General features: G+C 56.8%; 19 protein-coding genes and 1 pseudogene. 10 read left to right on the forward strand and 10 right to left on the reverse strand.

Annotated elements, in window-relative coordinates; genetic code table 11:
* From VNZ65_RS16435 to VNZ65_RS16445, 3 genes and pseudogenes are all read right to left on the reverse strand, one after another.
* Window positions 1-825: pseudogene (locus VNZ65_RS16435) on the reverse strand (phosphoketolase); the annotation flags it as partial.
* 19 nt (window positions 826-844) lie between these two features.
* Window positions 845-2,047, reverse strand: a complete 1,203-nt coding sequence (locus VNZ65_RS16440; protein WP_325670856.1) for an acetate/propionate family kinase — start codon at window positions 2,045-2,047, stop codon at window positions 845-847.
* Window positions 2,044-2,577, reverse strand: a complete 534-nt coding sequence (locus VNZ65_RS16445) for a universal stress protein (protein ID WP_325670858.1) — start codon at window positions 2,575-2,577, stop codon at window positions 2,044-2,046. Before VNZ65_RS16445 ends, VNZ65_RS16440 begins: the two co-directional genes overlap by 4 nt.
* A gap of 507 nt (window positions 2,578-3,084) precedes the next feature.
* Between VNZ65_RS16445 and VNZ65_RS16450 the strand changes: the two genes are divergently transcribed.
* On the forward strand, window positions 3,085-4,002 hold the full coding sequence (locus VNZ65_RS16450) for a VOC family protein (protein WP_325670859.1): 918 nt from the start codon (window positions 3,085-3,087) through the stop codon (window positions 4,000-4,002).
* Window positions 3,999-4,337, forward strand: a complete 339-nt coding sequence (locus VNZ65_RS16455; RefSeq protein WP_325670861.1) for a hypothetical protein — start codon at window positions 3,999-4,001, stop codon at window positions 4,335-4,337. Before VNZ65_RS16450 ends, VNZ65_RS16455 begins: the two co-directional genes overlap by 4 nt.
* Before the next feature lie 69 nt (window positions 4,338-4,406).
* Here VNZ65_RS16455 and aspT read toward each other — a convergent pair whose 3' ends face one another.
* Together aspT and VNZ65_RS16465 are read right to left on the reverse strand one after the other, a co-directional pair.
* Window positions 4,407-6,095, reverse strand: coding sequence for an aspartate-alanine antiporter (gene aspT, locus VNZ65_RS16460; RefSeq protein ID WP_325670903.1), 1,689 nt, complete (start codon window positions 6,093-6,095; stop codon window positions 4,407-4,409).
* Window positions 6,095-7,522, reverse strand: a complete 1,428-nt coding sequence (locus tag VNZ65_RS16465; RefSeq protein WP_325670863.1) for a glutamate decarboxylase — start codon at window positions 7,520-7,522, stop codon at window positions 6,095-6,097. Before VNZ65_RS16465 ends, aspT begins: the two co-directional genes overlap by 1 nt.
* A 311-nt stretch (window positions 7,523-7,833) precedes the next feature.
* Here VNZ65_RS16465 and VNZ65_RS16470 point away from each other — a divergent pair, with 311 nt between their 5' ends.
* Complete coding sequence (locus tag VNZ65_RS16470; RefSeq protein ID WP_325670865.1) at window positions 7,834-8,484, forward strand: BON domain-containing protein; 651 nt, start codon at window positions 7,834-7,836, stop codon at window positions 8,482-8,484.
* Between the two features lie 13 nt (window positions 8,485-8,497).
* Here the strand turns inward: VNZ65_RS16470 and VNZ65_RS16475 are convergent, their stop codons facing one another.
* A complete protein-coding gene (locus VNZ65_RS16475; RefSeq protein ID WP_325670866.1) occupies window positions 8,498-9,178 on the reverse strand; it encodes a Crp/Fnr family transcriptional regulator in 681 nt (226 codons plus the stop codon).
* 122 nt (window positions 9,179-9,300) lie between these two features.
* Between VNZ65_RS16475 and VNZ65_RS16480 the strand changes: the two genes are divergently transcribed.
* Window positions 9,301-10,941: an acyl-CoA synthetase gene (locus tag VNZ65_RS16480; RefSeq protein ID WP_325670868.1), complete on the forward strand. Its 1,641-nt coding sequence runs from the start codon at window positions 9,301-9,303 to the stop codon at window positions 10,939-10,941.
* Window positions 10,942-11,274: 333 nt separating this feature from the next.
* On the opposite strand, the gene VNZ65_RS16485 is transcribed toward VNZ65_RS16480, so the two are convergent.
* The 3 genes from VNZ65_RS16485 to VNZ65_RS16495 form a co-directional block, all read right to left on the reverse strand.
* On the reverse strand, window positions 11,275-12,162 hold the full coding sequence (locus VNZ65_RS16485; protein ID WP_325670870.1) for a CsgG/HfaB family protein: 888 nt from the start codon (window positions 12,160-12,162) through the stop codon (window positions 11,275-11,277).
* Window positions 12,163-12,294: 132 nt separating this feature from the next.
* The gene (locus tag VNZ65_RS16490; RefSeq protein ID WP_325670872.1) at window positions 12,295-12,792 is read right to left on the reverse strand and encodes a lipocalin-like domain-containing protein; all 498 of its coding nucleotides are present in this window, start codon (window positions 12,790-12,792) and stop codon (window positions 12,295-12,297) included.
* Between the two features lie 166 nt (window positions 12,793-12,958).
* A complete protein-coding gene (locus tag VNZ65_RS16495; RefSeq protein WP_325670874.1) occupies window positions 12,959-13,822 on the reverse strand; it encodes a LysR family transcriptional regulator in 864 nt (287 codons plus the stop codon).
* A 98-nt stretch (window positions 13,823-13,920) separates the two neighbouring features.
* Between VNZ65_RS16495 and VNZ65_RS16500 the strand changes: the two genes are divergently transcribed.
* The 5 genes from VNZ65_RS16500 (at window position 13,921) to VNZ65_RS16520 (ending at window position 22,751) form a co-directional block, all read left to right on the forward strand.
* The gene (locus tag VNZ65_RS16500) at window positions 13,921-14,202 is read left to right on the forward strand and encodes a hypothetical protein (RefSeq protein ID WP_325670876.1); all 282 of its coding nucleotides are present in this window, start codon (window positions 13,921-13,923) and stop codon (window positions 14,200-14,202) included.
* Window positions 14,203-14,752: 550 nt separating this feature from the next.
* A complete protein-coding gene (locus VNZ65_RS16505; protein WP_325670878.1) occupies window positions 14,753-16,033 on the forward strand; it encodes a hypothetical protein in 1,281 nt (426 codons plus the stop codon).
* Window positions 16,034-16,387: 354 nt separating this feature from the next.
* Window positions 16,388-19,804, forward strand: coding sequence for a hypothetical protein (locus VNZ65_RS16510; protein ID WP_325670880.1), 3,417 nt, complete (start codon window positions 16,388-16,390; stop codon window positions 19,802-19,804).
* Between the two features lie 1,114 nt (window positions 19,805-20,918).
* Window positions 20,919-21,281, forward strand: coding sequence for a hypothetical protein (locus VNZ65_RS16515; RefSeq protein WP_325670882.1), 363 nt, complete (start codon window positions 20,919-20,921; stop codon window positions 21,279-21,281).
* A gap of 921 nt (window positions 21,282-22,202) precedes the next feature.
* Entirely contained in the window at window positions 22,203-22,751 is a 549-nt protein-coding gene (locus VNZ65_RS16520; RefSeq protein WP_325670883.1) for a Panacea domain-containing protein, read from the forward strand.
* 705 nt (window positions 22,752-23,456) lie between these two features.
* Here the strand turns inward: VNZ65_RS16520 and VNZ65_RS16525 are convergent.
* Window positions 23,457-23,957 (reverse strand): hypothetical protein, encoded by a 501-nt coding sequence (locus tag VNZ65_RS16525; RefSeq protein WP_325670885.1) that lies wholly within the window; start codon window positions 23,955-23,957, stop codon window positions 23,457-23,459.
* A gap of 394 nt (window positions 23,958-24,351) precedes the next feature.
* On the opposite strand from VNZ65_RS16525, the gene VNZ65_RS16530 reads away from it, so the two are divergent.
* A complete protein-coding gene (locus VNZ65_RS16530; protein ID WP_325670887.1) occupies window positions 24,352-24,969 on the forward strand; it encodes a PAAR domain-containing protein in 618 nt (205 codons plus the stop codon).

Raw genomic sequence — 24,969 nt, forward strand, 5'->3', positions numbered from 1 at the left:
TCCCTTGGTGCGTGCCTCATGCTGGATATCGCGGATCCGCGCAACAGCAGCATCCAATGCAGCCGCCATCAGCTGATGCATTTCGGCCGGGTCCTCACCCTCGACAAAACAAGGGGCATAGCCGTAGCCGCGAAACAGCGACTCAAGTTCGTCGTGCGGAATGCGCGCCAGCACGGTGGGACCGGCAATCTTGTAGCCGTTCAAATGCAGGATCGGCAGCACAGCACCGTCGCATGCCGGATTAAGAAATTTGTTCGAATGCCAGCTGGTGGCCAGCGGACCGGTTTCCGCTTCGCCGTCTCCCACCACGCAAGCAACCAGCAAATCGGGATTGTCAAATGCCGCGCCGAAAGCGTGCGACAGCGAATAGCCCAGCTCGCCGCCCTCATGGATCGAACCCGGCGTTTCCGGCGCCACATGGCTGGGTATGCCGCCGGGGAAGGAAAACTGCTTGAACAGCTGCTTCATGCCCTCTTCGTCCTGCGGAATATCGGGATATACCTCGCTGTAACTGCCCTCCAGATAGGTATTCGCGACCAGCCCGGGACCGCCGTGACCCGGACCGGCGATATAGATCACGTTCAGGTCTTGCTGCTTGATGATACGGTTCAGGTGCACATAGACAAAATTCAATCCCGGCGTGGTGCCCCAATGGCCCAGCAGGCGCGGCTTGATATGCGCCAGCTGCAGCGGCTGTTTCAGCAGCGGATTGTCGTACAAGTAAATCTGCCCGACCGACAGGTAGTTGGCCGCCTGCCAGTAGGCGTGCATCTTGCGCAGCAGGTCCGGCGTCAGCGGCTTATCCGAAAGCTGGGGTTGGTCCATTTTCACAAGAACATCCTTTTCAGTTATGCTGGCCCAAGACACGATATGCGTCCTGGGCAATCATCGATTCTTCATCGGTAGCGATCACTCTTACTGAAACAGCGCTGGCAGCCGATGAAATCGACGCCGCGCCGGCCTGGTTGCTGGCTTCATCGAGGTCGATGCCGATGAAGTTCAGGCCGCTGCAAATCCGGGAGCGCACCTCGGCGGCGTTTTCGCCGATGCCGCCGGCAAAGACCAGCGTATCCAGCCCTTCCAGGACCCCCGCCATCGCGCAAATCCATTTCCTGGCCTGATAGCAGAACAGCGCTATCGCTTCGGCCGCGCGCACATCTTCCGCCTGTCGCCGCAGCAGCTCCCGCATGTCAGAGCTGGTTTCCGAAATACCCGCCAGTCCGGCTTCGTGGTTGACCATGTGATGAAATTGCCGGGCGCTCATCTGTTCGGTGCGCGCCAGGTACCATGCCAAACCGGGATCAAGGTCGCCGGACCGGCTGCTCATCGGCAGTCCGCTGGCGGGCGTCAGGCCCATGCTGGTGTCCATGCTGCTGCCGGCGCGTACCGCCGTGATGCTGGCGCCGTTGCCAAGATGCGCCAGGATGACACGGCCTTGCGCGGCTGCGGCGCCGGCCTCCCGTTCCAGGGCATGCATCAGATAGGCGCAGGACAGGCCATGAAAGCCGTAGCGGCGGGCGCCCTTGGCCTGGTAGCGGCGCGGAATCGGCAACAGCTGCGCCAGGCGCGGCATGTCATGATGAAAAGCAGTATCAAAGCAAGCAATCTGCGGTAAATCCGGGAACCTGCGATGAAAAGCCTCCGCCAGCAAAATCTCTTCCGGCAAATGCTCGGGATCAAACGGACTAAGCTGATGCAACTCTTCGATCATCTGCGGCGTAATGCGCTGCGGCTGCCAGTATTTGGCGCCGCCGTGCACGATCCGGTGCGCCACCGCCGCCAGGCTGCCGCCGGCTATGCGCTCGGCGAGCCAGTCCATCAACAGTTTCACAGCCGCAGCATGGTCGGGTACAGCGACAGGGTGAGAAAAATTGTCGCCAGGACCTGGACTTGCGCTTTTGACGATAAAAGCCCCCTGCGACAGCCCTACTCCTTCAATCCGGCCTGCAAACAACCGTTTTGACGACTGATCGGGGCCAAACAGGGCGAACTTGATGCTGGAGGAGCCGCCATTGATTGTCAGGACGTTTGCATTCGCAGGGTTCATGCATGGTCCGTTGCCAGCGGCGGCACGGACGCAGGCTTAGCTGCGGCGGTACGACGGCGGGCGGGTACCGCCGGCTGCTCGCCTGAACGGACCAGCAGCACCGGGCCATCAGAAATCCGCATGAACTGTTCGGCAACGCTCCCCAGCAGCAAACGCCGCATTCCGCGCCGGCCATGCGTACCAAGAATGGTCAGGTTGGCGCCCCAAGCATCGCTTTCGGCCTTGATTGCTTCTGGAATGCCGCCGCCCAGTTCGCGCAGGTCGACCAGGCGCGTCTCCACATCGAAACCCTTCGCGCTCAAGCGCGACCCGGCTTGCGCCAGCAATTTGTGGCCTTCTGCCAGCAGCGCTTCGCGCACCAGCTCGACATCGTAGTATTCGCCGTAGAGGGAAGGCAGGCGGGTGACCGGATCCTCCACCACGTGCATCACTCTTATGACAGCGCCAGGCGCCGCCACGTTGGCGACCTCCGTCAGCACTTTGTCGGAAGTCGGACTGCCGTCGATGGCAAGTAGGATTTTCTTGTACATGGCATTTCTCGCAAAAAGAAAAGACCGCGTGACTGTTTGACAGCGCTCCGGCATGCAAGCGATCAACTGCGGCGGAACAGATGCCTTCATGCTGCCTCTGGCAATCTGTAAATCGAGTATATGGACTGGCCGGCGGCCGGCAAGCGCCAATCCAGGCAAGGTTGATATAGATCAAATCCTGGACATATATAAATCCACGGCAGCCCGGCGCTGACAGTGCAGGTACATTGTGAGCGCAAAACATCGCTCTGTTAGTTCGCTGGCGAACAGACCGCATACGTGGCGATAGATGATTGTTCATCAAGTAAACAGCTGGAAATGCTTGATCCTGGCGTGCCGCAAAGCATCAGTGGGATAGCGCACAGACGGTTGCCGGAAATATTCATATCGTATTGCTGTTTGCATCCTTCCTTCGACAAGGAGAAATCCATGACACCTGACCTCGCCTCGCGACGCCGCTCAAACCCGGTTACGGCAGTTACTGCAATCCACACAGGAGCGCGCAGCATGCAGTCGCACCTGGCTCGGCATTTCCTGAGAAAGCGTCTATTGGCTGCGATGCTGACCGTCGCCGTCGTAGTTCCACTGGCGGCTGCCCCCTTGCACTTGCCGCCGGTGACCAATCCGGTCAGCCAGGAACATCACGTCGGCAAGCCGATATTCTTCGAATTGGTGACGCCTGACCTGGCCGCCGCGAAACGCTTTTATGCCGGCTTGTTCGGCTGGACCTTCCGTGATATCCAAAGCGATGGCGTACAGTACGCCGAGGCGTCCCTCAACGGCCATGCGGTGGCCGGAATGGTGCACAAGGATCTGCCAGCGGGTCAGCAGCGGCAGCCGGCCTGGCTCAGCTTCATCTCGGTGCGCGATGTCGACGGCGTTAAAAAGATAGCTGTGCAGCGCGGCGCGAAAGTGCTGTTCGAGCCGCACAGTATTCCCGACCGCGGCCGCGAAGCCGTGCTGTCTGATCCGCAGGGAGCAGTGTTTGCCGTTCTGGCCTCCAGCAGCGGCGATCCGCCAGATGTCCTGGCGGCGCCAGGCGAATGGATCTGGAGTTCGCTGCATACCACTGACGCCGATGCCGATGCGGCCTTCTATCAGGCGCTTTTCGATTATGAAGTGTTTGACGCCTCCGGCGAAGCCGGTGCGCAGCACTTGATGCTGGCGTCGGATGACTATGCGCGCGCCAGCGCCAACACCTTGCCGCCGAACCGGCCGAATGCCCATCCTCACTGGCTGAACTATGTCCGCGTCGACGATGTCGTCAAATCGACACAGACGCTGGTGGCGCTTGGCGGCCGCGTGCTGGTGGCGGCGCGGACCGATCGCCATGGCGGCAAGGTCGCGGTGGTCGCCGATCCTTCCGGGGCGCCGTTCGGGATGCTGGAATGGACCGATGCTGACAGCAAAGAGGTGAGCAAATGAAAACCATCAACTTGCGCTGGTCAGTGGCGGCCCTGCTTATCGCGATATCCAGCGGTTGCGCCGTCAGCGATGGCGGCTATGGCTATGACAGCGGCTACGGCAGCAGCGTCGGCATCGGCGTTGGCTACTATGAACCTTTCGGCGGCGATTACGGCGGTTGGGGACCAGGCTACAACGTCGCTCCGTTCCGCGGCGGCGAACATCGCGACGGCGGTTTCGACCGGCGCGGCGGCCAGTCGCCCCAGCATGCGTTCAGATCAGCGCCTGCCTCGCATTCAATGCCGTCGCTGCCTTCGCGCGGCGGCGGTGGTCGAGGCGGCGGGCACTCACGCTAAGTCTAGCGGCAGCCGGCGGCTGCCGCTAGAATGCGGCCCTCCGCGGCACCGTGTTGTACCAGTCGCGGCTTACTTGAGCAGCATCACAATCACCATCCCCCAGATCGTCAGCAAGGTATTGCCTACCGCATAGGTGACAGTGTAGCCGAGCGCCGGAACCTGGCTTTTGCCGACATCGCACACCATCCCCAGCGCCGCCGTGGTGGTGCGTGCCCCGGCGCAAGCGCCGAGCACGATCGCCGGATGGAAGCGGAATACGTATTTGCCGATATAGATCCCGAGTATCAAAGGCACGGTAGTAGCGAAAATACCCCACAGGAACAGGCTCACGCCCAGTTGCTGCAACCCGGCCACGAAGCCGGGGCCGGCAGATATGCCGATCACCGCAATAAATACGTTCAGGCCAAGCGAATTCATGAACCAGACCGTGGCAGGCGGGATCCGGCCGAAGGTCGGATGCACCGAACGCAGCCAGCCGCAGACCAGCCCGGCTATCAGGGCGCCGCCTGCGGTAGACAAAGTCAGCGGCACCGAACCGATAGTGAAGGTCAGCGCGCCGAACAAGGCTCCCACTGTGATTCCTGCGGCAATGAAGGCGACATCGGCGACGCTGCTGGGACGATCGGCATAGCCCATGGCTTTGGCGGCGGCAGTGGTGTCCTGGACCCGTCCGGTGATGGTCAGTATGTCGCCGCGGTGCACCTGAGTCTGCGCCAGCACAGGAATATCGGTCGCCGTGGCGCCGCGCGTAATCTTGCGCAGGAATACGCCATGCGCTGCGGGTTCATGCGCCAGCACTGCCAGGGTCTTGCCATCCAGCTCACGGCTGGTGACGTATACATCAACCCCTTCCACCGGCATCGACAACAGCTCCGCATCGTCGATCTCCTCTGCCGCATGTTCGATGACGTTGACGAGCACATCGCGGCGCCCCGCTACCGCCAGAATGTCGTCCGCCTGGATGACAGTAGCGGCACGGGCTTCTTCGATCTTGCCGGCGCGCCGCAAGCGTTCGATGAATACCTGCGCCGGCCCTAGTAAAGCCTCCGCCTCGGCTGCGGTCTTGCCAATCAGCCTGCTGCCGGCAGCCACTCTGAACGCCCGCGTTTCGTATTGATGCCAGGCGCTGCCTTCGCCACCGGTCGCCGCCGTGCCGCCCATGGCCAGCTCATAGGCCTTGCATTCGGCCGCCAGGTCCACCCGCAACAAGCGCGGTCCCAGTATCGACAGAATCAGGCCTGAGCCGACCGTCCCGAAGATATAAGTGACGGCATATGCCACCGGGATCGCATTGAGCAAGGCCTGTGTCTTGTCTGGCGCCAGGCCTATCTGGTTGATGGCGTCGGTGGCCAGGCCGATAGAAGCGGAAAGCGTTTGCGAACCGGCGAACAGCCCGGCCGCATAGCCCACATCGTAGCCAGCCAGGCGCGCCGCCAGATAGGCTGCCCCCAGAGAGAGCAGGCACATCACGACCGCGAACAAGGCTTGCGGAATGCCGTCCTTGGCAATGCCGCGCACGAACTGCGGCCCCACCCCATACCCTACGGCGAACAGGAAGATCAGGAAAAAGATGGATTTGACATCGGCGGATATGTGTATTCCCAACTGCCCAATCACCACTGCGGCGATCAGCGTCGCCGTCACCGCCCCCAGGCTAAAGCCTTTAAAGCTCTTGCCGCCGACGTAATAGCCGACCGCAAGCGCCAGCAATACGGCAATCTCGGGATGCGCCTGCAGGGTCGTCATGATCCAGTGCATCATGTGCCCGCTTTCTTCATCGGCTCGCCGCTATGGGTGAAGGTGGTGCCTTCTTCCGCGCTCTGCGGCCTGGTAGGCGGGTGCTTCTGCAAGTAGTCGATCGAGCGCCGGGTATCTTCCATCAGCATGTCGGCCATGTCGCGGCTAAAGCCATGCCGGATCAATACCCGCATCACCACTACCTCGGTAATGTTGGGTGGCATGGTGTAGGCCGCGACCTGCCAGCCGCGTACGCGCAGGCGGTCCGACAGATCGAACAGCGAATAGCCCGGTTGCGCGCCGTCCTTGATCACCCAGGAGATGGCAGGAATGCCTTTGCGGCTGTCGCCGTCAAAAAACAGTTCGAAGGGTCCCAGCCTGGAAATTTCCCGGCCGATGTACTGGGCCGTATCGTAGCCACTTTGCACGATGCGTTGATAACCGGTGCGGCCGAGCCGCAGGAACAGGTAATACTGCGAAATGATCTGGCCCGCAGGGCGAGAAAAATTCAGGGCAAAGGTCGGCATGTCGCCGCCGAGGTAGTTGACGTTGAAGATCAGTTCTTCCGGCAGGTCGCTGCGGTCGCGCCATACCACCCAGCCCACTCCCAGCGGCGCCAGTCCGTACTTGTGGCCGGAAGCATTGATGGAGCGCACCCGCGGAATGCGGAAATCCCACATCAGGTCCGGTTCGGAAAACGGCGCCGTGAAACCGCCCGAAGCAGCATCCACATGCATCGGTATGTCAAGCAGCTTGTCGCCCGCTAGCCGGTCCAGCGCAGCGGCAATCTCGGCCACCGGTTCGTAATGACAGGTAAAGGTCACTCCGAATGTCGGCATGACGCCGATGGTGTTCTCGTCAACCCGCTTCATGACTTCTTCGGGAGTCATGCCAAGCCGTCCTCGTTCCAGTGGAATCTCGCGCAGTTCGACATCGAAATAACGGGCAAATTTATGCCAGCAGACTTGCACCGGGCCGGTCACGATGTTAGGCCTGTCGGTCGGCTTGCCGGCAGCACGCATGCGTTCGCGCCACTTCCACTTCAACGCCAGGCCGCCCAGCATGCAGGCTTCGCTAGAGCCGGTGGTCGAACAGCCAATGGTGTCTGCTGCTTTTGGCGAATGCCAGAGATCGGCCAGTATATGGACACAACGGCTCTCCAGTTCGGCGGTGGCCGGATATTCATCCTTGTCGATCATGTTCTTGTCGAGCGACAAGTCCATCAGCTGATGGACTTCGGGATCCAGCCATGTCTGGCAAAATGTCGCCAGGTTCTGCCTTGCGTTACCGTCGAGGAAAAGCTCGTCGCGCACCAGCGCGTAAGCGACGTCCGGACGCAACTCCCCTTCGGCCATGCGATATTTCGGTACTGAGATATTGGCGGCCTGCGTGCCGTAGATATCCGCGTCCAGCGAAGGACGTGCGTCCTCTTGACTATGAAGTGCCATGCGCTTCTCCTTGTGTTGCCATGAGTGGCTGCCGTCGCCATGCGTTGACTGGCATTGACCCGGCAAAGAATGTGCGTATTCAAATCGTGCGTCTGTGGGTTGTCCCACTTAACCAATTTTTATCGCTATCGAATGCGTGCATGCCGGGATTCGATCTGGGCGGCGTCGCTGAAATCATGTCGAACATGCATGACCGCCCGGTGTTGCAATTCACCTCGCCTTTCGATACTTCGCCTAAGCGGGTTGACGCACAGACCGGTCCCGCACATCCGTGCAGGCTTGGGCTTCACTTATCGATGTAAAAGGCAGCCATGAAAACCGATGCGATATTGCAAAAGGACGTCATTGCAGAACTTGACTGGGACCCCTCGGTGAATGCGGTGCAAATTGGCGTCGAAGTCACAGACGGCATCGTCACACTGGCGGGGCATGTCGGAAGCTATACGGAAAAATGGCATGCCGAACGGGCTGCCAAGCGCGTCGTGGGAGTAAAAGGCCTTGCTATCGAAATCGATGTTGCGCTGCCAGGATCAAGCAAGCGGAACGACATCGATATCGCGCGCTCGGCAGAAAACATCTTGCAATGGATGACCTATCTGCCAAAGGACTATGTCAAGGTCATGGTGGAAAGCGGCTGGCTTACCCTCACCGGCGACGTCGCCTGGGACTATCAGCGCGAAGCGGCGGAGGTCGCGGTGCATCACCTGATGGGCGTGACCGGGGTCAGCAATCAGATCACCCTCAGGCCACGGGTCAGCATCAATGCGCTCGAAACCGATATAGAGACAGCCCTCAAGCGGCGCGCCAAGGCCAACGCGCCAAGCATCTGCGTCGAAATCCGCGGCACCGACGTGATCTTGAGCGGTACTGTCCACAGTCTGTCGGAGCGCGACCTTGCCAAGCATTCCGCCTGGAACACACCCGGTGTGCGCAATGTAACGAATAACATCATCGTGGTCTGAGACTGGCGGCCGTTCACAATTCCGCCAGTCCGAAACCGCGCAAGCCCGGCAAATCGACCACCCGGATTGACTGGTAGGAAAGACTGATCAGCTTCAGTTCGGCCAAGTGCTGCAAAGCCTGATTCACGCGCTGCCGCGAAAGGCCAGTGAGCATGCCGATTTCTTCCTGGGACAACTCCAGCACCGCGGACGTGCGTGGATACAGCATGGGATGAAACAATTGGGCGATCGCCTGCGCTACCCGGGCATCGACGCCCAACAGCCTGTCGTTCTGGATCATGGCGATAAACTGGCCCATGCGCTCGTTCAGCTGGCGGATCACGAAGGCAGTAAAAGGCAGGCTTTGCGCCAGCAAGGTATGAAAGATCTCGGCCGGCACCAGCATGATCTCCGAATCGCGCAGCGCGATCACGTCATATCTGCGCAGTTCGCGCTTGATGACGCTGCCCTCGCCGCACCAGCCGCCTTCCGGCACGCCGGAAAACGTCGCGCCGCGGCCCTCCACGCTGTAAACCGCCAGCTTGATCAAACCGCTGTGCACGCCGATCCAGTACTGCGACGGCTGGCCGCGATGAGCAATGAACGCCCCGGCGGCAAAGCGCTGCACCACTACCGTTGACTGCACCAGCGACTGATGCGAGGGGGAAAGCGCCACAAACCAGTCGTGCTTGCCAAGCTGCTCAGTATTGTTCATGCGATTACTGTCCTTAAGCTGTCATTGAGACGACAAACCGGCGCTGCCGTAAGTGGTAGGCTAGGATAAATACATCCCGCGCAGAACGGGAGAATGTTCATTTTCCTCAGGAGACACCTATCATGACGGTCGACTACGATTCCGGGCTTGCCAAGAATTCCGCCAATTTCGCCGCACTCAGCCCGATTGACTATATTGCCCGTGCCGCCGAAGTATACGGCAAGCGCCTGGCGATCGTGCACGGTCCGCTGCGCCAGAACTGGCGCGATACCTATCTGCGCGCCTGCAGGCTGGCCAGCGGCCTGCGCCGGCTCGGCGTCGAAAAAGGCGATACGGTGGCCGTGATGCTGCCGAATACGCCCGCCATGGTGGAAGCCCATTTCGGCGTGCCGATGGCTGGCGCCGTGCTGAACGCGCTCAATATCCGGCTCGACTTGCCGTCGCTGGCATTCATGCTGCGCCATGGCGAAGCCAAGGTGCTGCTGGCAGACAGCGAATTCGCCGACGCCGCACGCCAGCTGGCGCAGCAGATTCCCGGCCTGTACGTAGTCGCAGTCAACGATATCCTAGGCCCCGACGACCCGGCGTTCGGCAACACCGACTACGAAAGCCTGCTGGACAGCGGCGATCCTGATTTCCAGTGGCAGCTTCCGGCCGACGAATGGGATGCCATCGCGCTTAACTATACATCCGGCACCACCGGCGATCCCAAAGGCGTGGTGTATCACCATCGCGGCGCCGCCCTGAACGCCATCTCGAATATCCTCGAATGGGACTTGCCCAAGCACCCCGTCTATTTATGGACGCTGCCGATGTTTCATTGCAACGGCTGGTGCTTTCCATGGACGATTGCAGCACGGGCGGGCATCAACGTCTGCCTGCGAAAATTCGAGCCGAAACTGGTGTTCGACCTGATCCGCGAACATCGCGTCACGCACTATTGCGCGGCGCCGATTGTGCATGCCGCCCTGGCCAACGCCCCCGAAAACTGGCGCCAGGGCATACAGCACACCGTGCGCGGCATGGTTGCCGGCGCCCCGCCGCCGCCGGCAGTACTGGCCAGCATGGAAGCCATGGGCTTCGACCTGGTGCACGTGTATGGTTTGACCGAAGTGTATGGACCGGCCTCGGTCTGCGCCGAACAGGAAGAGTGGGGCAGCCTGCCTGCCGACCTGCGCGCCGCCAGGAAATCCCATCAGGGCGTACGCTATCATTTGCAAAGCGCGATTGCGGTACTCAATCCAGACACCATGCAGGCGGTTGCTGCCAATGGCGAGGAAATCGGCGAGATCATGTTTCGCGGGAACATCTGCATGAAAGGCTATCTGAAAAACCAGAAAGCGACGCAAGACGCCTTCGCCGGCGGCTGGTTCCATACCGGCGACCTCGGCGTGATCGGCAGCGACGGCTACATCAAGCTCAAGGATCGCAGCAAGGACATCATCATTTCCGGCGGCGAAAACATCTCTAGCGTCGAAGTCGAAGATGCGCTGTACCGCCATCCCGACGTGCTGGCCGCGGCCGTGGTTGCCCAGCCCGACCGGAAATGGGGTGAAACCCCATGCGCCTTTGTTGAACTGAAAGAAGGCAGCACGCTCACGGAAGAAGCGCTGATTGCGTTCTGCAAGAACATCCTGGCCGGTTTCAAGGTGCCCAAGGCGGTCTACTTCGGCCCGCTGCCGAAAACCTCCACCGGCAAGATACAAAAATTTGAATTGCGTAAGCGGATGCGTTCGAATTCGGCAATAGACGAACAGAATTGAGCAGACCTCCAAACGGGGTCGAGGTCACGGATACCGGAGCGAATTTCAATGCCGATCTGACGCGAGGTCAGCTCCCCGTGCTGCCAACAAAAAAATGCCCGCCAACTTGATGGTTGCGGGCAAAGGGTACATCAGGGAGGTGGTGTTGTCATGGTGAGTGACGAGACAAGTATAAAGAGAAATCCATGCAATAACATGAAGATAACCTTAAGACAGACTAGGGAAACGACAAGAAATATTTCCCGCTACCAATGACCACTCTCGCCGGCAACCCTGCGTCCGCCCCGCAACGGGCATGAAAGCGGCCAGGTCGGGCGGTGACGATTGAAAGATTTATTGGGGAGCCGAGCGCTTGGCCGCTTTCTTCTTGGAGGGAGCCGGCGTCCCGTTATCATCCGCGCCCTGAACAGCAAGCTGGCCGCCGGTACCCAGTCCGCCGGCCACGCTTTGCGCATGATAATTTTTCACGGCATGCACGATGTTGTTATACGAATCGGTAAAGGCCGCCACGATCACCTTGCCTTCCGCCGTGTTCGAATAACCACCCGCACTACCCGCCGCACTGTTGCCGAACAGCTTGCCGATGGCGCCGAAATCCATGCTCTTGGCGCTGCCTTCGGCTGCCGCCACCTGCACCCCGGAACGGTTGTCGACCAGGTTCAGCAGCGTGCTGGCTTCCTTGCTGTTGATGTTGCCTGCGAGTCCCGCAACCACGCCGCCGAGTCCGCCAAACAGACCGGCGACGCTGGCGCCGGCACCGCCGGCGTTATTGTTGCTGAAGGTGATCGAAGGATTGAGGCCGTAGTCGGCCGACACTATCTTGCCCTTGCCGAAATTCGAATTGCTGCGCAGCTCACCGGATTGCTGCAGGGCGCGTTCGCCCAGAACGGCCGTCAAGCCGCGGCCGCGCTCGACCACCACGAAACAGTTGGACTGCTGCACCAGCAGCTTGAGCACCGGCACGGTGGAGCCAAGCTTGTACTGACCGGTCAGCACGCCATACCACGGCGCGCTGGTGTCCTCGATGATGGCGATGGTGCCAAGCGAACGGTCGCAGTGTTCGAGCGCGACGTTGGCGTTGCTGGAATTGGATCCCCCCGCGGATCCGGTGGCCTCGGTTTTTGCGCCGGCGTTGCCCATGTCCATGCTGGAACATGCGCTCAACAGGATAGCGCCGGTCAGGCACACCGGCATGATGCGAAGTAGGCGATGATTAGACATTTCTTGTTTCTCCCCTTAAAAATACGCCGTGCAGGCCTCTCCCATTTTCTTAGATTGCATGGAGCAGATTGCGTCCTCGCATCCGTTGAGGGAATAATTCGCCCTTAGCCTAGAAACTCTCTGGCGCTGCGGCTACTTGATACGGCGCCAGACTGAAATCGGAATCAGGCCGTCCGGCCGCGCCGGAACCTGGTAGCTGAGTTCGTCGCCATGCAGTTCATAGACGCGTTTCTGCTGCGTCCCCTCCCAGTTTTTATAAGCCGAACTCTCGATGTTGTAGATCAGCGTGTGCGTCATCGTGTCGATCATGAGGGTGCCGAAATGGGCGCTGGTTCCCATGACGGCGGCTTCGAACTCGGCGGCGGTACCGCTCTTCTTGTCGCCGGAAGCGAACAGCGGACGCTCGGACTTGTAGATCTGCGCGCTGTAACGGCCGTGGCTGTCAATCAGCAGCAAGCCTTTCGGCGCCTCGCCATAGTCGTGTGTCCGGCTACCGTCCGGATGCAGCAGATCGGCGGCTACCAGGGTCCAGCTGCCGGTCAGCGGAAACGGCATTTCGGCGGCCGCCTGAGCGGCAGGTACCCACAGGATCGCGCCCAGGCAGAACAGTTTAGACAGCAGCTTCATCATTCGAATCTCCAGTAGTCGGGTAGCTGACGGCTACATTAACGCCAGAGGAGACTGGATGGAATTAGTGAAATACGCACCTGATGCTTGCATATTTGCACAGTGGCCGGAGCTAGCTTGCAAGCCCAGCTTGGCAGTTAGCCAGACTAAAGAACTGGACGTGGAAAATTCAGACGTCCGCAGGTAAAAACAGGGTAACGATTTCGTCGGCGACCGCACGCACCGGCGCAGAGCGCCGCACGTCTTCATGCATGATGAGCCAGAGCTTGCGCTTCACTGGACACACTTCAGTATCGACAGCGATCAGGTTGTTGCGTTGGAAATCGAAAAAAGAATGCGGCAAGACGGCAAGGCCGCAGCCGGCGACAGCGGCCTGGAACAGCGCGCCGAGATCGTTCGAGCGCAAGCAATAGCGACGTTCGCCTCTGATTTTATCCAGCCACAGCTGCTGTGGGGCGTCGCGTAACAGCTCGTCGTAACCGAGAAACTCCCATTGCTGCGGGCTGCGCTCGGCCAGATATTCGGCATTTGCGTACAAGCCGTATTCGACACTGGTCAATTGGCGTACCGCCAGACCCGGCGCAGTGGGACGATGAAAACGCAGAGCGATGTCAGATTCGCGCCGCGTCAGGTCTGTCGTGCGCGTTTCACCGCGCAAATCCACCTCGATGCCAGGCAAACGCCGCAGCATGTCCTTCAAGCGCGGCGCCAGCAAATACGCCGCCAAGGCTGGCGGCGCCGACACGCGCACCACGCCGCTAAGGGATGCCGAGCCGCTGGCGACGCGCATCAGTCCGTGCATGTCATCCGCCATCTTGCGGGCATGCGGCACTAAAGCGCTACCCATGGTGGTCAGCGACCAGCCCTTCGGGAAACGATCAAACAAGAGCATTCCCAATGCAGCTTCAAGGGCATCGATGCGCCTTGCCACTGTCGTGTGTTCGACGCCGGTCGCACGCGCTGCGCCAGACAGCGTTCCGGCGTCAATCAGCGCCAAAAAATATCGCAGGTCATCCCAGTCAGGTGTAAGCATTGTGCAATTATGCACCTGTTCTTCGCAGTTTTTGCTAATTTCGTTCAGCCTCGCAAGCCGCTACCCTTGACTGTGTACCACTTTAGCTGGGAGCGGCAATGCGCAATTCACTTGAAAACAGGATATTCGCAAGAGTAGAGAATAGCGTCGGCAATGACCGCCCGGACGCCGAAGCCGTTCGTGATGCCAGTGCACGCCTACTTGCGCAGGACGGCACACCTGCAGAAGCCGAGGAAGCGGCCTGCGGCGACACCGCCGTGATGGCGACATCAGTCGATGCCGAGAGCACAAGCCATCCGATGCCTACTGGCGCCGGGGCGGGTTCATCGCAGTTCCCGATGGCCGGGGCTGGACTGGCAAACATACGAAACGAATTATGAAAGCCCCGGCTTGCACATGATTTTGTGCCGTATGTTTCTTTACTTGTGGGATTGACCCTCTCTAGCCAAGTTGCCCGCCACCTCCATCATTACAGACCACACCAGACTACTGCGAGCCCCGTGCATACCAGGATTGCAAAAACGGCAAGGCCTGGCGATAGCTGGAAAGATCTCCCCTCTGCCCAAATTTCACCCAGGTTTTACATGGGCCATGTCAAAGCCCCGCCTCGCTGCGCACGCCCTGAGCGGTGATAGCAAAGCTTCCAAGCTTACAAACACTTACAAGTTTTCTCAAGGAAACATGCCCCCTTTTTTCTTCTCGAGGGGCATGACTAGTAAGAGCGCGTCAACAGAAGCCAGCTTCATTGGCGTTCTCCCCGCATGAATTTCAGAAAATGGGTGCAAGACGCTTTGCATTCGTGGGGGAAGTCGCTTCCAGTGAAACGACTTCGGTTTACGCAAAAACACCAGGTGTTGGATTTGCTGCACTGCCATGGCAGTCGTCACGGTAGCGGCACCAGAAAGGATAGGTAAGCACTGACGGGCCCATTTGAATCGGATTTCACTGACGCTTATCGCGATGGTTGTTGGCTTGCTGCACCGCCTTCGACATACGCCTATAGAACTGTTTGATCAACATTTCAATTTGATAGAGAAAAAAATGCACTCATTTACAAAAAAGAGCACATATTTTTTTGCGACGGCTCTCGCTGTCGCTATTGCGACCGGCCCAGTCACCGCTGTGGCAGCTGAACCCGTTCTTTCAACCGCCGCAACCGTCAATGCCAATTCTGATGTGGCTGTGGAAACACCGGCACTGCAGGCCTGGCACGAAAAGATGAAGAAAGCGGGTCCGCCTGCAGAGGGTTGTTTTCATGCGTCCTATCCTAGTGCCAACTGGGAAAAGGTAACTTGCGGACCACGGCCGACCTATCGTTCCAGCCGGCCGGTTCTGCCCTCCTCTGCCATCCGCTCCTTAAGTAGGGAGGAGGTAAAGCCACAGACCGTCGGCAATGGCACCGACTATGCCGCGCAGGCAGCGGGAACCATTCAATCTGCAACGGGCAGTTTTCCGGTGGTAAGCGGCGTGAAATCTGAAAAGGGTATCAATGTCATGTTCGGTGGCTCGATGTCCAATGGAACCATCGGCGCGAATCAATACACCTTGCAACTCAATACGGATATAAACGCATCAACGACTGCATGCGCAAAACTTGGCTACGGCTCTTGCAACGTGTGGGAACAGTATCTCTACTCGACGGATGCTTATACAGATGGAACGCATCCCATGGCCTTCATTCAAAGCTGGGTGTTCCCCTCGCAGGCCGACTACGACAGCGCTGGCTGTCCAGCCTCCGCTGGCTGGGATGACGCCACGGACAGCAATGGCCCCGCCTGCGTTCACAACAGCAACGGCGTCAGCACACCTCAATTCGCCATCGCTCAGCTGGCCAATATGAAACTGGCCGGCTCCGCGTCGTCGACTGGCAACGATATAGTGACGCTGACTGTTGGCAAGGATGTCTATGCAGACAAGGTTTCTGACAGCACGGTGTTTGCCGCACTCTGGTGGAAGCAAGCGGAATTCACTCTGGTGGGCAACGGCGGCGGATCCCAGGCATCCTTCAACAAAGGTTCCTCCATCAGCGTGAAACTCGCCATCAACGATGGCGGCACTCACGCACCAACCTGTCTTGGCCCAGCCGGACATGGGTCCACGGGAGAGACCAACAACCTGACCTTAGGCAAATGTGCCGCCAGCGCTGGAACGGCTGCCACTGGCAGCGTAGCAGCAACGAGTCCCTACATTCAATTTACTGCTAGTAACTGAGGCAGGCTGAACAAAGTGGAGACCAACGCCCGTCAATGGGCGTTGGGCGATCGCTGCTTACAAAGAAACTGAAGCAAACACTTAGCCCAACTTTCATGAGTTGGGCTTTTTGTTTTGTGCCCCGCCGTATTGGTTAATGCTGTTTCTCTAGACACAGCGCGTGGCATGCAAGTGGTGATTTGTATGGGGCTGCACTGAAATGTTTCCACGTGCAAATAAATATTGAACATGGGCAAATTTTGTTCTACCGTGATTACGTCATATGCGATCAATGAAGTGCTTGGGATCACGCGTAGGCTAGCCTTGCGTTGGCTCCCTCTGGTGAATGCCGGCTAATCATGAAGGAGTCGTGTCATGGCTGATATACGGATGCTGATCGTAGCCGACGGGCCCTATCTTCAAAACACACCTGTGGGTGGCGGGATCAGCTTTGCACCCAACCAGAATCCGAATGACAATTTCTTCACGATTGCGGAATTCATCTACTTGCTGAAACTCAGCCAGGCACCGACGATTGCCATCGATACCGCCCATCGCCACCAGGACCGCGACACCAGTACGACGCCGCCGACGATCTACCCCACTTTCGAGAATTTCAATTTCGCCACCACCACGAGCCTCGATAATTACGACGTCATTTGGCTGTTCGCCTATGAAGGATGGAACGGCGGCCTCAACCCCCTTCATAGCGCCATCGGCGCGCCGGAAATCACAGCGATCAATACTTTCATGGACCATGGCGGCGGCGTGTTCGCGACCGGCGATCACTACGGCATGGGTTCGTTCATGTGCGGCCAGATTCCACGCGTGCAGAGCATGCGCAAGTGGTGGGGCCGCAGCGTCGACCAGCCCGCCGGCTATCCGGCGCAAGCGCTCGATTGGAGCGGCGCGACAGTGACATCCGTCAACCGCCCGGCGTTTTCAACCCAAAGCACGACCAATCCGCCCTATCCATCCAATCCGAACGATCCGAGCATGAATCGGGCGGACACGACGCAGATGAACCCCGGGACGAGCGGACCGGCGCCAGATACGGCCAACACCTTCCAGTTCGATGATCAGTCGGACAACATCCCTCAGATCCTGTCCTTCCCGGGCAGCGCCGTGCATCCGATCCTGGAAGGAGCGACCGGACCTCTCACGCAATTTCCCGATCATATGCATGAGGGCGAGGTGGTGGCGCCATTGGCGCCCGCTGCCACGGAATATCCCTCGGCAGGCGGATACCAGCCTTTGCCCAGCGTCATCGCCACCGGCGCGATCGTGCCCGATCACGCCACGCTCGTCGACGGCGCGACTTGCGAACAGAATAATTTTGATCCGGACTCGACCTATACTGCCGGCGGCAGCAGCGGTATCCTGTGCGCCTATGATGGCCGCGGCGCCGGCAAGGGCCGGATCGTGACGGACTCGTCGTGGCATCACTACCTCGACATCAACCTCGTCGGCGATCCCTGCGGCTCGACGCCAGACCGCATGCAAGGATTCGGTCCCGCCAAAACACCGCCGGCGAGCGGCAGCGTGCTGGTGGATCTGCAGGCCATCTATGTCAACACCGTCGCCTGGCTGGCCCGGCAGAATCCGAATTTCTATTTCGTGTCCGACAAGAGCACTTATGGCTATGACGAAAGCGAGACGGGCGCGACATTCGCGGCGTTCTGGCTGGTGATCGAGGGTTATACGTTGTCGCAGGTGCAAGCTGCCGTGAGCGCCGCAGCGCCGCAATTCGCTGGCCCCTTCGCGGCCCTCAACGCCATTTCGCCGCCCGGCGCCCTGATAGCTGAAGGCGGTCCCAATTCACAGCGCATTCTCATTCCCTACACCATCAAATTCCCGGCTTCCGCGCTGGGCGCTTTCCCGATGCCAGGCCATGCCGCCGTGCAGATGCTGCTAGTCGCCCGCTTCTCGGTGACGGCCGCCAGCTACGCGGCCGAGACGGACATCGAACTGACTGCTGGCGCAGATCCCTATTTCCAGAACCTCAATCCAAGCGGGAGCAATCCGTTCTACCTGAGCCAGGATCTCTGCGTCTTCACGGTCAATCCGCAGCAGTCCAGCACGATCCCGGGCGTGCCGAACGCCGTTTTCCCTCCTACCAATACGACCGTGCGGGACAGCAGCGCCGCAAACACCTTCATTACGCAAGTCCTGAGCGCAATGAACAGCGATGGGCAGTTCACCAATCCGGGCACCGCAAATCCGTTCGCCAATTTTCCCAGCGTGGTCGACGGCACCGGCGACTCCTCCGTAAGCGGCGAAGACACCATCAGCTCGGTCCAGTACGTCAATTACAATTTCGCCATCGCGCGCGTGCGGCTGCAAGGTGCGCCGGGAGTAACGACAAACCCCAAGACGGTCCGCGTGTTTTTCAGACTGTTCCTGACCCAGACCAACGACACCGACTTTCAACCGAACACAACCTATCTCAGCCAGCCCGACACGACAACCGGCCTGCCGCGCGCGCCGCTGCCCGACCCCGATGGAAGCTCCCAACCGTTCTTCGCCACCGGCGGCATCATGGGCGACTATTTGGCCACCATCGGCCCGGTCAATAATTTCGCGCTCACCGTCGGCCCCAGCGGCGACACATCAGCCTATTTCGGTTGCCACCTCGACGTTTTCGATCCGGCGAATAATTCCAGATACCCCGGCACCCATCATTGCATCGTCGCCCAGATCGCCTATGACGACGCGCCGATTGTCAACGCCAACGGCATAACGCTCGGCCCGGAGAACTGCGACAAACTCGCGCAACGGAATCTGCAGATCACCAAATCCGGCAATCCGGGAGGAGCGGACGCGCACCGCATTCCGCAAACCTTCGACACGCGCCCAAGCACGCCGACCGGCATGCCGTTGAGCGTGCTGCAAGGTTATCCCGATGAACTCATGATTCAATGGGGTACGGTGCCGCTCGGCAGCAAGGCGACGATCTATTGGCCTGCGGTCGACGCGCTCGAAGTCGTCCGGCTCGCCATGCGGCTGCATTCGACGGACCAGCTCACCATCGTCGATCCGCACACGATCCAGTGCAGCGTCAACAGCGCCGTGTCCTACCTGCCGATTCCCTTCGGTACCGGCGCAAAATTTGCTGGCTTGTTTACGATTGACCTGCCGGTCGGCGTGCGCGCCGGCCAGGAGTTCGACGTACTCGTGCGCCGTATCAGCACCAGAAAGTCGGACGATCGTAATGCAGCGGCGCCGGCGCAGGACTCTGCGTCCGCTGCGGCCAAGGGTAAGCATGCATCACTCGACTGGCGCTATGTCGTTGGCACGTTTCAAGTCAAGATTCCAGTCGCCCAGGACGACGTTCTTCTTTTGCCCGAGGAAAACACCCTCGCCATCATGAAATGGCGCTTGTTGCAAACGCCTCCCGGCAGCCGATGGTACCTAGTGCTGATCCGTTACATCGAGTATCTCTCCGCTCGGGTCAACGCCTTCGGCGGCAATGCAGGTCTGGTTCTGCCTTCGCCCAATGGCGTTCCCGTTCCCGTCAACGCGGGTGGCCACGGCAAAGGTCCGCACGGCACGCACGGTACGCATGACGAGGAATTCACCGGCAAAGTGGAAAGCATTGTTTATGATCGTTTCGGCGATTTTGAGGGCTTCCATCTTCTCACCGAGGCAGGCCAACATCGCCAATTCCACTCGCACGAACCGGAGATCGAGCATTTGGTCCGCTTTGCCTGGGCAGATCGGGTTGTCATCTCGGTATTCGTCAACCACCATCATCCGGAACGCCCGGTCTCAATCATTCTGCGCCGTCGTTGAATAGATACCGGGTATTCGTTAGCGTGCCCGCCAATGCCGAATCCAAAAGCAAAAAGCCCGCATTTACGCGGGCTTTCAGGCATTTTTACTGTTGAGTACTAGCGAGTGCCAAACCTCGGATCATTCCCACTCAATTATCAATACCACTCAGAAATGCAGTACTTATCTTGCTTTCCAGGTAATCACCTTACTCAATACCATGAAAAATACCATTTCCAATATCCGTGTACGACTTTGCTTGCAATCTCCCTTGTTCACGGTGCGGAGTTATGCCGCTAAGCCGTAGTACAGACCACTACATCTCGTAAATTGCTGTAGCAAATTCGTAGCACTCGTGTAAAAAAACGGGGCCACAGGCGTTGATTCGTGATTCGTTGTTGAGGCATCTTGTTGAACAATTGCGTTAACCGGCATGCAATTGGAGCGCGGCAAGGCAGGACAAGCAACGCTGATACTCGACGGCGTAGCCGACGAACGATGCGTGCAATTGATCGTGCCAGCCCGTCAGAGAGATTGCACTAAATTTCGCTTACAGCCTGTCAGATTTGACGGGTAGCGGTTTAATTTTTTTCAATTAAAATAATATTTCCTTACGGAAACACCATCCTTTGGCTGTGTAGTGGCAATTGGATGCTGGGTACTTTTAGCATGTCGCACATTTCAACATATCTCACGGAGGGATGAAAAAATGGCATGGCTTAAGCTGAAGTTCATTGATGCGGTAGCAATCAATCCAAACGTAACTTTTACCTTTCAATATGGTCGCTTTTCAATCCAGAACTTTGTAGTTATTAATATGGAAGGTGATTTTCATGTGTCGAACGTACAGATAAATCCTACGACATTTCTATTTACGACCGATATCAACTCATCCCACAAAGGATTGACAACCCTACCATTAGCACGAAAATCTTCGACCAATCGTGATCCAGTCCTGACAATGACCGGATTCCAGACCGGAACAGTACACGCGATATGGGGTACGAGCAATAATGAGGACAGGGAGGCACCACTAGTCCCAAACACACCGTTGATACTCGACGACTACGTCAACTGAATCGAATCGGCAATATGTCGTGTCGGAAATGCTAACTACCACTCAATGGAGTATAAGATGCCATGCACACTAGCCCTTAAAAGTTCGTCCTTGACACGGTCGGATCCACACGTCAAATTTCAGGCTGGAATTGATTGGCTTGAAGACGAAAATATCATCATTGATCTTAATGTTGTTACACATATAAGTAAACTTTATCTGAGATTGGGATCGCTGGACTTGCGCTTTCCGGATGCAAATGGAGCCATAAACGGCTCCATCAAAGTCGGGCTGCAAACTACCGGGGGCCAAGATCCGAGGATTTCACAGGCCGGCTTTAGTACGATGGAAGCTGGTTGGATGACCTCAGAAAATGACATGCGACACGCAGCAGTGCCAGATGGCGGCACCATCAGCTTAACCCACTATCAGACCCCTTAGCTTATAACCAGTCCCGATGAGGAAACTTATTGAGACTGGATATCGGCGGCTACGCCGTCCCTGCGGCGTAGCCAAACTGACGGAGCGATCCACCATTTTGTAAGCTCCTGTGGATTGCCCCCCCGGAGCCCGAGGCTCAATTCGGCCATGGTCACTGGCTCACGAGCAGCTATGTAAGCAAATTACAGATCGGTCAGCATTATCAGGCTGGGCAATAACACTGCGGAGCATTTAGGTGAAAGTCCAGGAGTCTTTCTCATATGGCTGCGGCAAGTTACCGGACGCGGGTTCGATTCCCGCCGCCTCCACCATTACAAACCACACCAGACCGCCGCAGACCTCATAAATACTAGAGGTTACAAAAACTGCAAGGTCTGGCGATGGCTGGAATGGTCTCCATTTTCGCCCATATTTCGCCCACGTTATTGATGGGCATCAGGCGCAACTCGTTGCCATTTACCAACTACTGACGACGATCTTCTAGGCCAAGATGGCCATTTTCTCGTGACGATATGCTCCTTTGTAGTATTTAGGAGACATAACCACAAACTGTATATACATACAGTAAAATACCGTCTTGAATTTTGCCCCTATCTCAATCTATTATATAAATAATACGATACGTGGATTTCTGCGAGCGTTTCAGAACTATTTTTCTTGAAACACCCCAAAAGACGGGCACGCATTATTTCTTCACCTCACTGGAAACCAACTTAGTAGCGTCATCAATTTGCGCCTACTTTACTAATTGATAGATTTTCGATGTATGCTTTTAAAGCACTCTTAAAATCATAGTCTTACTGGAACTGGTCATAGATTTTGCAATGATGCAAATGTTTGTCATAGTACGTAAGGGATTTCTTGATCTGAGTGATAGAAGAAGGCGTATGAAAACGCCTCCTACCAGGAAGGGGTAAAAATATGTTTAAAGAACGTAAGGCCGCACAAATGGCCGCTGTGCTGCTGGGCAAGGCTGGCGGCAGCTTGAATGTTTTGAAGCTGACGAAGCTGTTGTACTTGGCAGAACGTGAATCTATGAGCCGGAGTGGTTTCCCAATTGCCGGCGACTATATGGTTTCAATGCCTAAGGGACCGGTGCTTTCTCAAACTCTCAATCTGACAAACGGAGAGGTTGTTTCGGAAGATTGGGAACATTGGGTTGAGGATCGCGAAAATCATCAGGTAAAGTTGAAACGCCCCTTTACCCGGGAAGACGTTGATAGCCTCAGTGATGCCGCAATGGATGTTCTAAATGATGTTTGGAAGCAGTTCGGAGAAATGACTCAGTGGGACCTCGTAGAGTACACCCACAACGAGTGTGCCGAATGGGAGGACCCGGGCAAATCATCTCATCCGATTCCGGCAAAGCGGGTATTCATCGCGTTGGGCAAGTCGAAAGAGGAAGCCGAGATACTGACTCGTGAGTTGCAAGCGCAAAAATATTTTGACTGCTTGCTGGAAGGCGCATGAGTAGTGCTCACAACGGGGCGACATTTCCGGTTTCTCAGCGAGACGCCTTCTTAATGCCATCTGGCCCAAATCCACAGGTGGATGATGATTACCACCTGTTTGTCGTTTTAACTGACCCGGGGAAGCATAGTGATGTTTTGATGGCGAACGCTTCCACTGTTCACGCTGGCGTATCGCACGATACAACTTGCTTACTGCAAGTCGGGGACCATCCATTTATTAAGCAGACAAGCTATATAGTTTACGCACGGACTCGTATTTTTCCTGTAGCACGCTTGCGAACGCTTGTTGCCGCGCAAACGATTATCTATCGGCCACCGCCGGTAACGCCACATGTTCTATCCAAAATTTGCGCAGGCATCGGCTGTGTAAATATAGACCCAGCGCATACAACTTTCTACAATAACTATAAATAGATAGTTCGCCTGAGGGGTAGTTTCGGTAGTCCAATCTAAAGCTTCCCAAGCTCATCTAGTTTTCTATATATGGCGTGGCTTTGCAGCCGATTCCTGCTCCGCAAAAAGCCGAATTCTATCGGCTTGTATTCCAATAATTACGCGGGCTAAATTATTTTTGCGGAGCGATTTTCTATCCAACGCAGAAAGCCACATAGCGTCGCCGTTCGTCCAATTAATTCACGGCACGGAATGAGCATTTCATGCCTGTCAGAAGTGCTCAGGAAATTGGTAGCGACTGTCACATTGTTCACTCAGCGTTTTTTTTAAAATCTTTATCGCTGTCAGGGTGAGTATCGATATGAGGGTGGTAACTTCGCTGATCTGGCCCCCAATCAAAATATATTCCAGCACCAGGTCTAGCTAACTGAGTTGCTTGCGATTCGCTAATGGATAAGTTAATGGACATTAACTCGCTAGAAGTATGCTCACCGACAAGCTGTGCGAAGACAACCAGTTTGTAGGCTCCCGCCAAAAATACAAAGTTAGCACCGTCAGCAGGCAATAAAAAATGATGATTAAAAGCTATGCCGTCTTGTGGAATGAACAGTCCACTTCCCCTTTTCAAGTCCCCCTTCTCTCCATAAACCCAAATATTGAAATTCTGCTTAGATTCATTCCGTTGTAGTGCCACATAAAGGCTTTCAAGAACACGCCCTCTCTTTGCGGTACTGTAGAGTAAGGTACGCAAATAAACCTTGCTCTTCTCTCTATCGTCTGGCCCAAAGAATACAATTGTGGGCTGTGTCATCAAAAGCTGTCCTTTACGGAAAAAAGTCAGCCATAGGGTAATGCCCGATAAGATAAGTGCCAGACACGATATTGCGAGGCTAAACCATGGAGGCATGCTATTTCCTTACAATATTGCTTCTAAAATATTATGATGACAGGATTTTTGTGGTCTATCGCCATATTTTGATCTCCAACCTTCCGTATCATTCTAAACACTCAATCACCGTGAGGCACTGGGCACGTCGTGCCTGTTGGAATTGGTCTCCATTGCCGCCCGAATTTCGCCCACGTTCAGCGTGCTGGCGATAGCACTTTGCCCTAGCACTGCGTGCCTTATTTGCTGCAAGTAAAATTACTTGCAATATAGTTAATTTTCTGTAAAGATAACTTCAAAGCAATTTTAGGGACTAGCTATGGCAATGCGGAAGATTGTCGTTGTAGGCGACAAGACAACTACAAACGGTGTGATCCTGCCGAATGCAAATTCAACTTTCTCTCTTGGTGACGCCGGACATAAGGCGGCGCTTATCGGTGGGCCGGTGCAATGTCTTGCCTGCAAGAGCGAGGGAGTCATTACTAAGGCTGGAGGACCACGCCGGATGCAATTCATGGGCGAGGTGGCACTGGAGAATGACATTGTTATATGTGGCTGCCCTGTTCATCCGAAGCTCATAGCTAGTCTCCATCAAACAATGACTTACGATGACGGCATAGAGTCATCAGGTCCCGTATCGCCTCCTTCTGGCGCTGGTGCAGCGTCTGCTACCGTTGCAGCGGCTACAGCAACTACCTCTCCTGGCAGTACTCAGGATACCCAAGAAAAACAAGGCAAGCGTTTCCTATTCCAAGATAGCGAAACTGGGAAGCCATTGGCTAACCGCGCATATCTTGCCAAAGTTGGCGGCGCTCAGCAGAACGGTGTTACTGATGGTGATGGATACGCCAATGTTGATGCAGCTCCTGGACAGACAATTCAGCTGCATTTGATTTTCAATGCCCCTACGGGCGCTTTGAAGCACGGAGAAGCTTGA

Origin of the sequence: Collimonas sp. (genome assembly GCF_035566555.1) — a bacterium.
Classification (GTDB): Bacteria; Pseudomonadota; Gammaproteobacteria; order Burkholderiales; family Burkholderiaceae_D; genus Collimonas.